The organism is Paractinoplanes pyxinae, from assembly GCF_026626335.1.
Classification (GTDB): Bacteria; Actinomycetota; Actinomycetes; order Mycobacteriales; family Micromonosporaceae; genus Actinoplanes; species Actinoplanes pyxinae.
The window spans coordinates 138906-154067 of the sequence record NZ_JAPNTZ010000022.1; the positions used below are offsets into that span (position 1 = coordinate 138906).

14 protein-coding genes and 1 tRNA gene are annotated in these 15162 nt (G+C 70.7%); 13 read left to right on the forward strand and 2 right to left on the reverse strand.

Going from position 1 to position 15162, the window contains the following annotated elements; all coding sequences use genetic code 11:
- Positions 1-51 precede the first annotated feature (51 nt).
- The 4 genes from OWR29_RS43510 to OWR29_RS43525 all read left to right on the forward strand — a co-directional run bounded on the left by OWR29_RS43510 (position 52) and on the right by OWR29_RS43525 (position 3809).
- A complete protein-coding gene (locus OWR29_RS43510; protein ID WP_267569497.1) occupies positions 52-999 on the forward strand; it encodes a 4-(cytidine 5'-diphospho)-2-C-methyl-D-erythritol kinase in 948 nt (315 codons plus the stop codon).
- Positions 1000-1006: 7 nt separating this feature from the next.
- Entirely contained in the window at positions 1007-2791 is a 1785-nt protein-coding gene (locus OWR29_RS43515) for an ABC-F family ATP-binding cassette domain-containing protein (protein ID WP_267569498.1), read from the forward strand.
- A 65-nt stretch (positions 2792-2856) separates the two neighbouring features.
- The gene (locus tag OWR29_RS43520) at positions 2857-3333 is read left to right on the forward strand and encodes a DUF4383 domain-containing protein (RefSeq protein WP_324291311.1); all 477 of its coding nucleotides are present in this window, start codon (positions 2857-2859) and stop codon (positions 3331-3333) included.
- Positions 3333-3809 (forward strand): DUF4383 domain-containing protein, encoded by a 477-nt coding sequence (locus OWR29_RS43525; RefSeq protein ID WP_267569499.1) that lies wholly within the window; start codon positions 3333-3335, stop codon positions 3807-3809. The genes OWR29_RS43520 and OWR29_RS43525 overlap by 1 nt, the downstream gene beginning before the upstream one ends.
- On the opposite strand, the gene OWR29_RS43530 is transcribed toward OWR29_RS43525, so the two are convergent.
- Positions 3806-4408, reverse strand: coding sequence for a TetR/AcrR family transcriptional regulator (locus OWR29_RS43530; protein ID WP_267569549.1), 603 nt, complete (start codon positions 4406-4408; stop codon positions 3806-3808). The genes OWR29_RS43525 and OWR29_RS43530 overlap by 4 nt on opposite strands.
- A gap of 283 nt (positions 4409-4691) precedes the next feature.
- Between OWR29_RS43530 and OWR29_RS43535 the strand changes: the two genes are divergently transcribed.
- The 9 genes from OWR29_RS43535 to cysN all read left to right on the forward strand — a co-directional run bounded on the left by OWR29_RS43535 (position 4692) and on the right by cysN (position 14313).
- Positions 4692-4762: transfer RNA gene (locus OWR29_RS43535), tRNA-Gln, on the forward strand.
- Between the two features lie 66 nt (positions 4763-4828).
- Entirely contained in the window at positions 4829-6289 is a 1461-nt protein-coding gene (gene glmU / locus OWR29_RS43540) for a bifunctional UDP-N-acetylglucosamine diphosphorylase/glucosamine-1-phosphate N-acetyltransferase GlmU (protein WP_267569500.1), read from the forward strand.
- 172 nt (positions 6290-6461) lie between these two features.
- Positions 6462-7442 (forward strand): ribose-phosphate diphosphokinase, encoded by a 981-nt coding sequence (locus tag OWR29_RS43545; protein WP_267569501.1) that lies wholly within the window; start codon positions 6462-6464, stop codon positions 7440-7442.
- A 385-nt stretch (positions 7443-7827) separates the two neighbouring features.
- The gene (locus OWR29_RS43550) at positions 7828-8463 is read left to right on the forward strand and encodes a 50S ribosomal protein L25/general stress protein Ctc (RefSeq protein WP_267569502.1); all 636 of its coding nucleotides are present in this window, start codon (positions 7828-7830) and stop codon (positions 8461-8463) included.
- An 86-nt stretch (positions 8464-8549) separates the two neighbouring features.
- Complete coding sequence (gene pth / locus OWR29_RS43555; RefSeq protein WP_267569503.1) at positions 8550-9137, forward strand: aminoacyl-tRNA hydrolase; 588 nt, start codon at positions 8550-8552, stop codon at positions 9135-9137.
- A gap of 348 nt (positions 9138-9485) precedes the next feature.
- On the forward strand, positions 9486-11138 hold the full coding sequence (locus OWR29_RS43560) for a sugar transferase (RefSeq protein ID WP_438872732.1): 1653 nt from the start codon (positions 9486-9488) through the stop codon (positions 11136-11138).
- 23 nt (positions 11139-11161) lie between these two features.
- Complete coding sequence (locus OWR29_RS43565) at positions 11162-12049, forward strand: 3'(2'),5'-bisphosphate nucleotidase CysQ (protein WP_267569505.1); 888 nt, start codon at positions 11162-11164, stop codon at positions 12047-12049.
- Between the two features lie 3 nt (positions 12050-12052).
- Positions 12053-13015 carry a sulfate adenylyltransferase subunit CysD gene (cysD, locus tag OWR29_RS43570; protein ID WP_438872728.1) on the forward strand — a complete coding sequence of 321 codons (963 nt, stop codon included), beginning with the start codon at positions 12053-12055 and terminating at the stop codon, positions 13013-13015.
- Positions 13015-14313, forward strand: a complete 1299-nt coding sequence (cysN, locus tag OWR29_RS43575; protein WP_267569507.1) for a sulfate adenylyltransferase subunit CysN — start codon at positions 13015-13017, stop codon at positions 14311-14313. Before cysD ends, cysN begins: the two co-directional genes overlap by 1 nt.
- On the opposite strand, the gene OWR29_RS43580 is transcribed toward cysN, so the two are convergent.
- Entirely contained in the window at positions 14297-15139 is an 843-nt protein-coding gene (locus OWR29_RS43580; RefSeq protein ID WP_267569508.1) for an ATP-binding protein, read from the reverse strand. The genes cysN and OWR29_RS43580 overlap by 17 nt on opposite strands.
- Positions 15140-15162 lie beyond the last annotated feature (23 nt).

Below are 15162 nucleotides of genomic sequence, written 5' to 3' on the forward strand. Positions count from 1 at the left end.
TGCGCTGGTGGCGCCGTTCGAGATCGAGCTGCAGATCGGGGACATCACTTCGTGACCGAGGCCTGGGGACCGGATGACGACGAGCCGCGGCGGCATCACGGGCCGGTCCGGGTGCGGGTGCCCGCAAAGATCAATCTGCATCTCGGCGTGGGTCCGCTCCGGGCCGACGGCTTTCACGAGCTCAACACCGTCTACCACGCGATCAGCCTGTTCGACGAGCTGACCGCGCGGGCCGGCGACACGTTGACGCTGACCATGGAGGGTGAGGGCGCGGGCACGCTCGCGCTCGACGAGACCAACCTCATCATCCGGGCCGCCAAGGCGCTGGCCGCGCGCACCCGGGTGCCGGCCTACGCGCGGCTGCACCTGCGCAAGACGATTCCGCTGGCCGGCGGGCTGGCCGGGGGCAGCGCCGACGCGGCGGCCGCCCTGATCGCCTGCGACCTGTTGTGGGGCACCGGCCTCTCACGGGAAGAGCTGGCCGAGGTCGGGGCCACGCTGGGCTCGGACATTCCTTTCCTGCTGCACGGCGGCACCGCGCTGGGCACCGGCCACGGCGAGGCGATCAGCCCCATCCTGGCCCGGCCCACCACCTGGCACTGGGTGGTCGCGGTGGCCGACGGCGGCCTGTCCACCCCCGAGGTCTACCGCAAGCTCGACGAGCTGCGTGACGGTTCCTGGCCGCCCAAGGCGCTGGGCGACGCCGACGAGCTGATGTCCGCGCTGCGCCAGCGCGACCCCGAGGTGCTGGGCGCCGTGCTCGGCAACGACCTGCAGCCGGCCGCCCTCGCGCTGCGGCCCGAGCTGGCCGACGTGCTCAAGGCGGGCGCCGAGGCCGGGGCGGTCGCCGGTCTGGTCTCCGGGTCCGGCCCCACCTGTGTGTTCCTCGCCACCGACGCGACCCACGCCGGGCAGGTCGCGGCCGGTCTCAACGCCGCCGGGGTGTGCCGCGAGGCGGTCACCGCGCGGGGGCCTATGCCGGGGGCGCGGGTAATCTAGAAGCATCGTGGCGAACATCATCAACCTGGACCGGGTGAGCAAGGGCTACGGCGCCGCCGGCCAGCTGCTCACCGACGTTTCTCTCGGGCTCGACGACGACGCCCGCATCGGCATCGTCGGCCTCAACGGGGCCGGCAAGTCGACGCTGCTGCGGCTGCTCGCCAAGGGTGAGGAACCCGACTCGGGCCGGGTCACCCACCGGCGCGACCTGCGCGTGGCCACCCTGCCCCAGACGTTCACGCTGGCCGCCGAGGCCACCGTGCGTGACGTCGTGCTGGGCACGGCCTGGCTGTCCGAGGGCATGGGCGCCGAGCACGAGTGGGCCGGCGACGCCGGTGTGCGGGCCATCCTCGACGGCCTCGGCATGGGTTACCTGGGCCTCGACACCCCGGTCGGCCCGATGTCCGGTGGCGAGCGCCGCCGGGTCGCCCTGGCCGCGCTGCTGGTCCGCGAGAGCGACCTGCTGATCCTCGACGAGCCCACCAACCACCTCGACGTGGCCGGTGTCGACTGGCTCGCGCGCTACCTGCTGACCCGCCGCGGCGCGCTCGTCGTCGTCACCCACGACCGCTGGTTCCTCGACGAGGTCTGCACGGCGACCTGGGAGGTCGTCGACGAGCAGGTGCACACGTACGAGGGCGGCTACGCGGCCTGGACGCTGGCCCGGGCCGAGCGCCAGCGGGTCGCCGCCGTGATCGAGGCCCGCCGGCAGAACCTGCTCCGCAAAGAGATCGCCTGGCTGCGGCGGGGCCCGCCGGCCCGGACGTCGAAGCCGCAGTTCCGCATCGACGCGGCCAACGCGCTGATCGCCGACGTGCCGCCGGTGCGTGACAAGGTCAGCCTGCAGCGGCTGGCCACCTCACGCCTCGGCAAGCAGGTCTACGACCTGGAAGACGTCACTCTCGACGCCGGCCCGAAGCGGATCCTCGACGGGCTGACCTGGCAGGTCGGGCCGGGCGACCGGTTCGCCATCCTGGGCGCCAACGGGGCCGGCAAGACGACACTGCTGCGGCTGCTGGCCGGCGTGACCAAGCCCGACGGCGGCCGGCTGATCACCGGCTCGACGGTCCGCGCGGCGTTCCTGTCGCAGGAACTGAAAGAGCTGCCGGGCGATCTGCGCCTGCTCGAGGCGGTGGAAGAGGTGGCCAAGCGGGTCAAGCTGGGCGACCGGGAACTCTCGGCCGGTCAGCTGGCCGAGGTGTTCGGCTTCACCGACAAGCGCATCTGGACCCCGGTCAGCGACCTGTCCGGTGGCGAACGGCGCCGGTTACAGCTGCTGCGCCTGCTCGCCGCCGAACCCAACGTGCTGCTGCTCGACGAGCCCACCAACGACCTCGACACCGACACCCTGGCCGCGCTGGAAGACCTGCTCGACTCGTGGCCGGGCACCATGATCGTGGCCAGTCACGACCGCTACCTGGTCGAACGGGTCACCGACACGGCGTACGGCATGTTCGGCGACGGGCATCTCGTGCATCTGCCCGGCGGCATCGACGAATATCTGGCCCGCGCCGGTTCGCGCATTCCCGGCGTACGGGAAGAGAAGCCCGCCGCCGCGAGCGGCCTCTCGGCGGGTGATCTTCGCCAGGCTCGCAAGGACCTGGCCCGGCTCGAGCGGCAGCTGGCCAAGCTCGACGAGCGGGTCGTCAAGATCAACGAGAAGCTGGCCGAGCACGGCAGCGACTACGACAAGATCATGGAGTTCGACGCCCAGCTCAAGGCCGTGCAGCAGGAACGCTCCGAGGTCGAGGAGGCCTGGCTCGAGCTGGCCGAGCAGGTGCCCGAAAACTGATCCGGGGGGTGTGCCTGCGCCGCTCGGGGGCAATACGCGAGAATCGGCGGGTACAACATCTGACCTTGGAGACGGACACCATGGCGCACACCCCGGTCAACCACCCGCTGCGGCCTCTCTATCGCGCGCTCAGCTTCCTCGCCGGCGCCTTCCTGGTCGTGTTCGGCGTCATCGGGCTCATCCAGACCTCCGGTGAGAGCTTCACCGGCGCCAACGACGAGCGTGCGCTGGGCCTGGGCACCAACCTGCTGTGGTCGATCCTCGCCATCATCATCGGCGCCGTCGTGCTGGCCACCTCGGCGCTCGGCCGCAACCTCGACGTCGAGGCCAACAAGTACCTGGGCTGGGCCATCCTGGTCATCGGCAGCTACGAGCTGGCCACCAGCCGCACCGACGCCAACTTCTTCGGCTTCACCATCGGCACGGTGATCGCCACCTACCTCACCGGCCTCGTGCTGATCCTGGCCGGGCTCTACCTCAAGGTCGCGCCGCGGAGCGAGGCCGGCGCGCCGCGCCAGGTGCGCGAGGGCCGCACGGCCTGATGGCGCACTACCCCCTCAATCACCCGCTGCGTCCCGTCTTCCGTCTCCTGGCCTTCCTCGCCGGGGCCTATCTGGTGCTCTTCGGCGCCATCGGCCTCGGCGTGACGGCCGGCGACCCGTTCTTCCACCGCGGGTCCGACTGGGTGCTCGGTCTGCGCACCAACCCGGCCACGGCGTGGCTCACGCTGCTGCTGGGCGTGGTGCTGCTGGCCGCCGTGCTGGTCGGCCGCAACCTCTACCACCAGGTCACGCTGGTCCTGGGCTGGGCGCTGGCCGGCTTCGCGATGGTGACCATGGCGATGATCCAGACCGACGCCAACGTCTTCAACGTCTCGATGATCAACGTGATCGTGCTGACCGTGCTGGGCCTGGTGGTGCTCACGGCCGGCCTCTACGGCAAGATCGGCACGCCGGAGGCGGCCCAGGGCGAATCCCGCGCCGCCCACGGGCAACGCGCTTCCGCGCCGGCCTCCTAGCGGGCCCTCCGCGTGAGCAGGGCCGGCTTCGCCTCGAGGTTGGACAGGCCGTTCCAGGCCAGGTTGACCAGGTGGGCCGCCACCATCTCTTTCTTCGGCTTGCGGGCCTCACGCCACCACTGGCCGACCAGCGCCACCATGCCGACCAGGGCCTGCGAGTAGAGCTCGGCGAACTTGGGGTCGAGCCCGCGGGCCTTGAACTCGGCCCCCAGGATGTGTTCGACCTGGTGGGCGACGTCGTTCATCACGCTGGAGAAGGTGCCCGCCCGGGACAGCACAGGCGATTCGCGCGCCAGCACCCGGAAGCCGTGCGGCTCTTCCTCGATGTAGTCGAGCAGCGCCAGCGCGGCCTGTTCCAGCAGCTCCCGCGGGTGCCCGGCGGTCAGCGCGGTGGCGATCCGGTCGAGCAGGGCCCGCACCTCACGGTCGACGACGACCGCGTACAGGCCCTCCTTGCCGCCGAAGTGCTCGTAGACCACCGGCTTGGAGACCTTGGCCCGCGCGGCGACCTCTTCCACGCTGGTGGCGTCGTAGCCCCGCTCGGCGAAGAGCTGACGACCGATCGCGATCAGCTGCTCGCGTCGCTGCGCGGCCGACATGCGCACCCGGGCGGCGCCCGCCCCTCGGTCCCGCCGCTGCTTGCCGTCGCCCTCGCCAGCATCCGTCACCCGGCCATCCTGCCAGGTCCGGCCGGACCCCGGCCGCCCCGCGAGACGACCGGGCAGCTGATCGCCGGGGAGGTCGTCGCGCGCGAGGAGCGCGCGGGGAGCGCGCGGGGAGCGCGCGGGGAGGAGGCTCGGACCGCCGGGGCCGAGGCGATCGGCGAGGTGCCGCTAAGATGTGACCGGTGGACATGGCCCGATGGGTGAATGTCCGCTTTGGTCCCGGATCGTCTAATGGTAGGACCGCGGCTTTTGGTGCCGTTTATAGGGGTTCGAATCCTCTTCCGGGAGCAGTCCTCCGCGGCTGAATCGTCGCCGCCCTTTCTTCCATGACTACTGCGAGCACAGGAGTACCGCGTGAGTCAGGCCCCTCGTCGTACCGTCGTCGTCCTCGCCGCCGGTGAGGGTAAGCGGATGAAGTCCGCCACCCCCAAGGTTCTGCACCCGCTGCTCGGGCGCACCCTGGTCGGGCACGTGCTGACCGCCTCGGCCGCGGCCGGCGCCGAGCAGACGATCGTGGTCGTCGGGCACAAGGCCGAGCTGGTCGAGGCACACCTGGCCGAGGTCGCGCCGGCCGCCACGCCGGTGCTGCAGGCTCAGCAGAACGGCACCGGTCACGCCGTCCGCCTCGCGCTCGAGGCCGTGCCCGAGGCGACCGGCACCGTGGTCGTGCTCAACGGCGACGTGCCGCTGCTGCGGGCCGAGACCGTCGGCCGCCTGATCGAGGCGCACGAGTCGGGCGCGCGCGGCGCGACCGTCCTGGCTGCCGAGGTGGGCGACCCCACCGGTCTGGGCCGCATCGTGCGCGACGCCGCGGGAAACCTGGAGCGGATCGTCGAGGAGCGCGACGCCGCGCCCGAGGTGCGGGCGATCCGCGAGATCAACGCCGGCATCTACGCCTTCGACGTGGCCTCGCTGCGAGAGGCGCTGTCGAAGCTGTCGACCGACAACGACCAGGGTGAGGAATACCTGACCGACGTGTTCGGCATCCTGGCCTCGGTGGGTCACCCGGTCGGGGTCTTCGTGGCGCCGGACGCGGACGAGACGCTGGGCTGCAACGACCGGGCCGAACTGGCGAGCCTGCGGGCGCTGCTGCGCGACCGGGTGAACGAGGCCTGGATGCGTGCCGGCGTGTCGATCCTCGACCCGGCCACCACCTGGATCGACGTGACCGTGCGGCTCGAGCCGGACGCCGAGATCGACCAGAACTCGCAGCTGCTGGGCGAGACGACCGTCGCCGCTGGCGCGATCGTCGGGCCCGACACCACGCTGATCGACAGCACGGTCGGCGCGGGCGCGGTCGTGCTGCGCACCCACTCGATCGGGGCCGAGATCGGGGCCGAGGCCACCGTCGGCCCGTTCTCGTTCCTGCGGCCGGGCACCCGCCTGGGCCGCAAGGCCAAGGTGGGCGGCTTCGTCGAGACAAAGAACGCCGAGCTCGGCGAGGGGGCGAAGGTTCCCCACCTGTCGTACGTGGGTGACGCCACCATCGGGGCCAAGGCCAACATCGGCGCCGGCACGATCTTCGCCAACTACGACGGGGTGAACAAGAGCCACACCACGGTGGGCGAGGCCGCGTTCGTCGGCTCCGACACCGTGCTCATCGCGCCGGTCGAGATCGAACCGGGGGCGTACGTGGCCGCCGGCAGCGCCATCCAGAAGGACGTGCCCGCGGGCAGCCTGGGTGTGACCCGGGCGCCGCAACGCAACGTCGAGAACTGGGTGACCCGGCGCCGGGCCGGCACGGTGTCGGCCGCGGCGGCCGAGCGGGCGATCGCCGCGAAGGACGACGGCGGCGAGGTCAGCACGGCCGAGTGACATGCGGAGGCTCGCCGGGTGCGGTTAGCTGGGAAGGCGGCTCGTACGCCGTCGGAGCAGGGTGAGGCATCCCACGCGGCGGGCGCGGAACGTGGCGTGCAGGTGGCCGCGGGGGATACTTCACTCGAATCACATCCCCACCCCCTCCGAATCAAACGGGAGTAGCGAGCCGATGGGCAGCATCGTCGCGGAGAACCGTAAGTCTCTGATGCTCTTCTCCGGTCGGGGTTTCCCGGAGCTGGCGGACGAGATCGGCCAGGTGCTCGGGGTCGCGCCGACCCCCGCCGACTCCTACGAGTTCGCCAACGGTGAGATCTTCGTCCGCTTCAAGGACTCGGTGCGCGGCTCGGACGCGTTCGTCGTGCAGTCGGTGACCGAGGGCGTCAACCGCTGGGTCATGGAGACCCTGATCATGATCGACGCGCTCAAGCGCGGGTCGGCCAAGCGGATCACCGTCGTCCTGCCGTTCTATCCGTACGCCCGGCAGGACAAGAAGCACCGCGGCCGCGAGCCGATCTCGGCCCGCCTGGTGGCCGACCTGCTGAAGACCGCCGGCGCCAACCGGATCCTCACCGTCGACCTGCACACCGCGCAGATCCAGGGCTTCTTCGACGGCCCGGTCGACCACCTGTTCGCGATGGACATCCTGGCCGAGCACGTCGAGAAGAAGTACGCCGGCCGTCCGCTCACCGTGGTCGCGCCCGACTCGGGCCGGGTGCGTGTGGCCGAGCGGTGGACCGACCGGCTGGGCGGCTGCCCGCTGGCCTTCATCCACAAGACCCGCGACCCGTTGAAGCCCAACCAGGTGGTGGCCAACCGGGTGGTCGGCGAGGTCGAGGGCCGGGTCTGCCTGATCGTCGACGACATGATCGACACCGGCGGCACGATCACCAAGGCGTCCGACATCCTGTGGGAGGAGGGCGCGGCCGACGTGATCGTGGCGTCGACCCACGCGCTGCTGTCCGACCCGGCGACCGAGCGGCTGAAGAACAGCCGGATCAGCGAGCTGGTGGTGACCAACACGCTGCCGCTGCCGCCGGAGAAGCGGCTCGACAAGATCACCGTCCTGTCGATCGCGCCGCTGCTGGCCCGGGCGATCCGCGAGGTCTTCGACGACGGTTCGGTGACCACCCTGTTCGGGGGACTCAGCTGAACCCGTCATTTGACGGAATGTGATTCACACGGCGCGTCAGCGGGGTCGTTTGCCGGAATTGTGGGCCCTTCCGGGGCCATCGAGCGGGTGAAGTGCCGGACCGTGCCGGACCCGCTTAATGATGCGTGCGCGCGGTAGGTAAGATAGTGCGGTTGCCACGGCGAGGGTGCCCCGCGGTCTGCTGAGGTTCGCAGCCATTCGGGGGCACCGTGATCGACGCGGTGCTCCGGGCCTGTGCCCAGCGCGCCCCCTTGCCCGGCAGCGCCGACGACGGCCTCAGGCACCGGCGGCGGCTCTCAGCCACACATTGCCGACTGCACCACCGCAAGGCAAGCAAAACGCCGACTAAGTCGCAGCCCGATCCAAGAGTTTCAGGAGTTTCCCCGTGTCCGAGGTAAAGATCAGCGCCGAGCCCCGCACTGAGTTCGGCAAGGGTGGTGCCCGCCGCACGCGCCGGGCCGGTCTGGTGCCCGCCGTGCTTTACGGCCACGGCGAGAAGCCGGTGCACATCGCGCTGCCGGCCCGTGAGTTCGCGGCCGCCATCCGCCACGGTGGCCTCAACACCGTGTTCACGATCGACATCGTCGGTGCCTCGGGCGCCACGCTGGCCCTGCCCAAGGCCATCCAGCGTGACCCGATCAAGGACACCTACGAGCACGTCGACCTCATCATCGTCAAGCGTGGCGAGAAGGTCCAGGTCGACGTCCCGGTGACGCTGACCGGCGAGGCCGCCCGCAACACGCTGGTCGTCAACGAGTCGACCACCCTGGCCGTCGTGGCCGAGGCCATGCACCTGCCCTCCGGTTTCGAGGTGTCCATCGAGGGCCTCGAGGCGGGCGCTCAGGTCACCGCGGCCGACGTGCAGCTGCCCAGCGGCGTCGAGCTGGCCGTCGAGCCCGAGTACGTGCTCGCGATCGTCTCCCAGGCGCAGACCGCCGAGCAGCTCGAGGGCGAGACCGCCGAGGGTGGCGAGGGCGAGACCGCCGAGGGCGAGACCGCCGAGGCTGCGACCGAGGAGTAAGACCCGCCTAGTCGGCGTACGTACGAAGACCGGGGAAAGTGCCTGCGCGGCACTTTCCCCGCAGTCATGTCTGGAGAGGGAGAGCAGTGAGCGACGAGTCGCCGTGGCTGGTGGTCGGGCTCGGTAATCCGGGCAAGGAGTACGCCGGCAACCGGCACAACGTAGGCTTCATGGTGGCCGACCTGCTGGCGTCCCGGGTGGGCGCGAAGTTCGGCCGGTCGAAGCGCGCGCACGCCGAAGTGGCCGAGGGGCGATTGGGCTTCGGAGGCCCGAAACTGGTGCTGCTCAAGCCGCTGACCTACATGAACCTGTCGGGCGCGCCGGTGGCCTCTCTGGGCCAGTTCTTCAAAGTCCCGGTGTCGAACGTGATTGCCGTGCACGATGAGCTTGATGTGCCGTTCGGGCAGGTTAGGGCTAAGCGTGGCGGTGGTGAGGGTGGCCACAACGGTCTGCGGTCCATGTCGAAATCATTGGCCGACAAGGAGTACGCGCGGGTGCGGGTCGGGATCGGCCGTCCGCCCGGCCGGCAGGACCCGGCCGACTACGTGCTCTCTGACTTCTCCGGCGCCGAGCGCAAGGAGCTGGACTTTCTCGTCGACCGGGCAGCCGACGTCGTCGAGGCGATCGTGCTCGAGGGCGTGGAGTGGGCGCAGAACAAATACCACGGCGGTTGATGCCGCGGGGTCGAAACGTTTAGATCGTTTGGGCGGTTTTGTCCGTCCCTCGATCCCGTGACGCTCTCGACCGTCCGACCGTTGGTCAGACGTATGCACCGAATCGGTGCGAAAGCGACCGGCGTTTGGGGGAGGTTCGGGGTGCAGCACAAGCTGTCCGCGCAGGAGGCGGTGCTGTCCCAGCCGACCGTGCTCCTGCCGGCGATCCGTCCGGTGAAGCCACCGGCGCACGCGCCCGAGGGCTACGGATGGGCCAACCACGCGCCGGCGAACGCCGGGCCCAAGCGCACGATCCCGTCCCCGGTCGTTCCGCTCAGCCCGGCGCCGGCCGGCGCCGGGTCGTCGGCGATGCACCTCGGGGCCACCGCCCCGACACGCCCGGCACCGGGACGGCCGACGTCGCCCAACCGGCTCGACCCGCCGCCCGGCAAGCCCGACAACGCGGCGCCGCTGTCGGCCGGCGGCAAGTCCGACGTCGCGCGCAACCAGGCGATCGACCGGCACTGGTCGGACAAGCCCAGCAAGTCGGCCGCGGCCCGGCCGGCCGCCCGGCCCTTCGTGCGGATCCGCGGTCGGCACGCGGCCATGTCGCGCCGGCAGCGGTGGGAACGCCAGTACGTGCGCTCGCTGGTGCTGTGCGACCTGATGGCCGGCACGGCGGCCGGGGCGGTCACCTTCGGGCTGCGCTTCGGCGACGAGGTGACCACCTACAACCGGGCCTACGTGGGGTTGTCGGTCCTGCTGCCGCTGCTCCTGCTGGCGGTGCTGGCGGTGTCCCGGGCCTACGAGCGGCGCTATCTGTTCGTCGGCACCGACGAGTATCAGCGGGTGCTCCGTGGCGGGGTCGGCCTGATCGCCGGGGTGGCCCTGGTCTCGTACGCGCTGGACCTCGATCTGGCGCGCAGTTACGTTCTGGCCGCCCTGCCCACCGCGATCGTCTCCTCCATTGTGCTGCGGTTCGCGCTGCGCAAACGGCTGCACCTGGCGCGGGCCCGGGGCGAGAGCCTGCGCCGGGTGATCCTGGTCGGGCACGAGCTCTCGGTCATCGGCATGTCCCGCCAGCTGCGGCGGGAGCGCTATCACGGGCTCGAGGTGGTGGGCGCCTGCCTGCCGCCCGGGCACGACGGCGTCGGCGTGGGCGGGCCGCAGGGGCTGCCGGTCTACGGCTCGTTCGAGGATGTCGCGGGTGCGGTCGAGCAGGCCGACGCGGACACGGTGGTGGTGCTGAGCTGCCCCGAGCTCGACGGCGCGGCGCTACGCCGGCTGGCCTGGCGGCTCGAGCGCGACGAGGTCGACCTGGTGGTGGCGAGCGCGCTGGTCGATGTGGCCGGCGCCCGCACGACGATCCGCCCGTTCGACGGACTGCCCATGCTGCACGTCGAGCACCCGCGTCTGCACGGCGGATCGCGCCTGGTCAAAGAGGTGTTCGACCGGATCGGCGCGCTGGCCCTATTGATGATCTTCGGTCCGTTGCTGCTCGCGCTCGCACTCTGTGTGCGGTGCACTTCCCGCGGGCCGGTACTCTTTCGACAGGTGCGGGTGGGTCGCGACGGCCGGTTGTTTCGCATCTTCAAGTTCCGCAGCATGTATGTGGATGCCGAGGCGCGGCTGGCCGAGCTGCGGCATCTCAACGAGAACGACGGTGTGCTGTTCAAGATCCGTGACGATCCGCGGGTGACCCGGGTCGGCCGGTATCTGCGCCGCTTCTCGCTGGACGAGCTGCCGCAGTTGCTGAACGTGGCGCTGGGGCAGATGTCGCTGGTCGGACCGCGTCCGCCGCTGCCGTCCGAGGTGGCGGCCTACGCCGACGACGTGCGGCGCCGGCTCGCCGTCAAGCCGGGCATGACGGGCCTGTGGCAGGTATCCGGACGATCGGACCTGCCGTGGGAGGAAGCGGTCCGACTGGACCTGCGCTATGTGGAGAACTGGACCCTCAGTTTGGATCTGGTGATCCTGTTGCGCACCATGACCGCAGTGGTGCGCTCCTCGGGAGCGTACTGACGGCGTAGAGGAGCGGTTGAGATATGGGCGAGCGGACAGAGACGTCGGCGCGCGTGACCCCCCAGCGGGAGAGCAATGACGGCGGCGTCCCGCCGGTGAACGACGCGGCCTTCGCCCGGTGGCTGGCCGACAAGGCGGGGCAGACGCTCCTGCAGGTCCGTGACGAGGTCGGCTACGCCGACGGCAAGGCGCTCAAGGCGGCCGGCGACAAGGCCGCGCACCACCTGATGCGGGCCGAGCTGGCCCGCTGGCGCCCGGCCGACGCGGTCCTCTCGGAGGAGGACGACCACGCCCGCGACGCCTGGCGCGAGGGCGAGCAGAGCACCGTGCGGCCCGAGCGGCTCGGCGCCTCGCGGGTCTGGATCATCGACCCGCTCGACGGCACCCGCGAGTTCTCCGAGGAGGGCCGCACCGACTGGGCCGTGCACGTGGCGTTGTGGACGGCCGACTGCTCGAGCCCGTCCTGCCTGTCCGCGGGCGCGGTCGCGATGCCGGCCCAGCACCGCACGATCGCCACCGACCACGCTCCCGCGTACCCGCCCATGCCGCTCGACGCGACGGCCGGCCCGATCCGGATCGCCGCCAGCCGTACCCGGCCGCCCGCCTTCGTCACCGCCCTGGCCGAGGACATCGGGGCCGAGCTGGTGCCGATGGGCTCGGCCGGCGTGAAGATCGCCGCCGTAATCAGCGGCGAGGCCGACGCTTACGTGCACGCCGGCGGCCAGTACGAGTGGGATTCGGCGGCCCCGGTCGCTGTGGCGTTGGCCACCGGGCTGCACGCTAGCCGAATCGACGGATCTGCGTTGAAATACAACGAGGCCGACCCTAAGTTGCCGGACCTGGTGGTGTGCCGTAAGGATCTCGCTCCTCGGTTGCTTGCAGCGTTGCAGCGTCACCTTCCGTCAGAATGACGGTTGTCTAAGGGCAACGTTGCCTTCCCCCTTGAGAGGTCTGGAGCCCATCAGATGAGCCAGACGAAGCCGTACCGCGTCTCGCATCTGGATGCCCTCGAAGCCGAGAGCATCTTTGTCATGCGCGAGGTCATGGCCGAGTTCGAGCGTCCCGTGCTGCTCTTCTCCGGCGGCAAGGACTCGATCGTGATGCTGCGTCTCGCCGAAAAGGCGTTCGCCCCCGCGCGCATCCCGTTCCCGGTCATGCACGTCGACACCGGCCACAACTTCGCCGAGGTGCTGGAGTACCGCGACACCCGGGTCGCCACGCTCGGGCTCAACCTGGTGGTCGCCAGCGTGCAGGAGGCGATCGAGACGGGCCTCGTGCGCGAGCTGCCCGACGGCACCCGCAACCGGATCCAGACCCCGGTGCTGCTGGCCGCCGTCGAGAAGTACCGCTTCGACGCGCTCTTCGGCGGCGCCCGCCGCGACGAGGAGAAGGCCCGCGCCAAGGAGCGCATGTTCAGCTTCCGCGACGAGTTCGGCCAGTGGGACCCGAAGAACCAGCGGCCCGAGCTGTGGGGGCTCTACAACGGCAAGCACCACCCCGGCGAGTCGATCCGGGTGTTCCCGCTGTCGAACTGGACCGAGCTGGACGTCTGGCACTACATCGCCAAGGAGCAGATCCCGCTGCCGAGCATCTACTACGCCCACGACCGTGAGGTCGTCGAGCGCGGCGGGATGTTCTACGCGGTCAACGAGTTCATCCGGCTTCGCGACGGCGAGACCTCCGAGGTGCGCCGGGTCCGCTACCGCACGGTCGGCGACGCCTCGCAGACGGCCGCCGTGCTTTCCGAGGCCGACACGGTCGAAAAGGTGATCGACGAGGTCGCCGCCACCCGCATCACCGAGCGGGGCGCCACCCGCGGTGACGACAAGGTCAGCGAAGCCGCGATGGAAGACCGCAAGCGAGAGGGTTACTTCTGATGAGCCAGGCCGTCCTGGAGACCGAGACGGCGCCCGCCGCGCGCATGGACCTGCTGCGGTTCGCCACCGCCGGCAGCGTCGACGACGGCAAGTCGACACTCATCGGCCGTCTCCTCTACGACACCAAGACGATCTTCGCCGACCAGCTCGAGGCGGTCGAGGCGGCCAGCGCCTCGCGCGGCGACGAGTACACCAACCTGGCGCTGCTCACCGACGGTCTGCGGGCCGAGCGCGAGCAGGGCATCACGATCGACGTGGCCTACCGCTACTTCGCCACCCCGCGGCGCAAGTTCATCATCGCCGACACCCCGGGCCACATTCAGTACACGCGGAACATGGTCACCGGCGCCTCGACCGCCGACCTCGCGCTGATCCTGGTCGACGCGCGCAAGGGCCTGGTCGAGCAGTCCCGCCGGCACGCGTTCCTGACCTCGCTGCTGCGCGTGCCGCACCTGGTTCTCTGCATCAACAAGATGGACCTGGTCGACTGGGACAAGGCGGTCTACGACAAGATCGCCGACGAGTTCACCTCGTTCGCGGCCAAGCTCGAGATCGGCGACCTGACGATCATCCCGGTGTCCGCGCTGAACGGCGACAACATCGCGTCGCGGAGCGAGAACAGCCCGTGGTACGACGGCCCGTCGCTGCTGCACCACCTCGAGCACGTGCACATCGCCAGCGACCGCAACCTGGTCGACGTGCGGTTCCCGGTGCAGTACGTGATCCGTCCCCAGTCGACGACAGTGACCGACTACCGCGGTTACGCGGGCCAGGTCGCCTCGGGCGTGCTCAAGCCGGGCGACGAGGTCATGGTGCTCCCGTCCGGCATGACCAGCACGATCGCCGGCATCGACACCGCCGACGGCCCGGTCGACGAGGCGTTCCCGCCCATGTCGGTCACCGTGCGGCTGAACGACGAGATCGACATCTCGCGGGGCGATCTGATCTGCCGGCCGCACAACGCCCCGGCCGTCGCCCAGGACATCGAGGCGATGATCTGCTGGATGGACGAGACGGCCCCGCTGCGGGTCGGCGGCAAGTACGCCATCAAGCACACCACCCGCACGGCCCGCACGGTGGTCCGCGGCCTGCAGTACCGGCTCGACGTCAACACCCTGCACCGCGACGAGCAGGCCGGCGAGCTTCAGCTCAACGAGATCGGCCGGGTGCGGCTGCGCACCACGGTGCCGCTGCTGGCCGACGAGTACCGGCGCAACCGCACCACCGGCGGCTTCATCCTGATCGACGAGAGCACCAACCGCACGGTCGGCGCCGGCATGATCATCGAGGCCCAGTAGGCCCGTCGTTCCGTACGCTCGACGGCAGTCGCGGGGTTCCGTTCCGCGGCTGCCGTTTGTGCGTCGCGGGTGGCTGCAGCGTCGCCCACACCACCTTGCCGGTGCTGGTGGGCAGGCTGCCCCAGGCCACGGCCAGCGCGTCCACCATGTGCAGGCCCCAGCCGTGCTCGTCGAGCGGCTGGTCGCGCCGCACCCGGCTCATTCTGAGCAGCCGGGGCGGCGCGGTGACGCCGTCGGCCACGCTGAGGTGGACGCCGGCGCCGCGCAGCGAGACCACCACTGTCGCCTCGGTGCGGGCGTGCTCGATGGCGTTGGTCACCAGCTCGGACATCACGGCCCGGCTCGGGTGCAGCAGCTCCACCCTGTCCCAGGCCAGGCAGGCGTCGCTGACCAGGTTGCGGGCGATGCTGGGCGAGTCCGGCTCGGGCGGCAGGGTGGCCTTGAGCCGCTCGGTCAGCGGCAGCCGGCCGGCGATGGCGACCCGGGCCTGGCGAACACGGGCGTAGACCGGCAGATAGTGCCGGGCCCCGAGGCGTTGCATGCGGTCGGCCAGCGGCAGGTCGGGCGGGATGCACAGGGCCAGTTGCACCGGGGGTGTCATGGCAGCGGCCTTGCGCTGCGCGGCCATCCAGGTGGGCGCGCTGACCGCGCCGGGGTCGTCGAGCCAGGAGAGGTCCACGATGAGCGCCTCGGGGTGCTCGGCCAGGCATTTGTTCAGCCGCTCGGTGGTCTGCTTCCACAGCGCGCGGTCCCACGCGCCGTCCACCGTCAGCGTGACGAGCGATGCGTCGACATCTGATTCGAGGTGCACCGCGGGCTCCTTCACGGGCAGACACGCTGCGCTCGGGG

Coding starts and splice junctions, on each gene's coding strand:
- OWR29_RS43525 (WP_267569499.1), top strand. CDS start 3,333: ATGGCGCACTACCCCCTCAATCACCCGCTGCGTCCCGTCTTCCGTCTC.
- OWR29_RS43530 (WP_267569549.1), bottom strand. CDS start 4,408: ATGTCGGCCGCGCAGCGACGCGAGCAGCTGATCGCGATCGGTCGTCAG.
- OWR29_RS43545 (WP_267569501.1), top strand. CDS start 6,462: ATGGGCAGCATCGTCGCGGAGAACCGTAAGTCTCTGATGCTCTTCTCC.
- OWR29_RS43560 (WP_438872732.1), top strand. CDS start 9,486: ATGCACCTCGGGGCCACCGCCCCGACACGCCCGGCACCGGGACGGCCG.
- OWR29_RS43565 (WP_267569505.1), top strand. CDS start 11,162: ATGGGCGAGCGGACAGAGACGTCGGCGCGCGTGACCCCCCAGCGGGAG.
- cysN (WP_267569507.1), top strand. CDS start 13,015: ATGAGCCAGGCCGTCCTGGAGACCGAGACGGCGCCCGCCGCGCGCATG.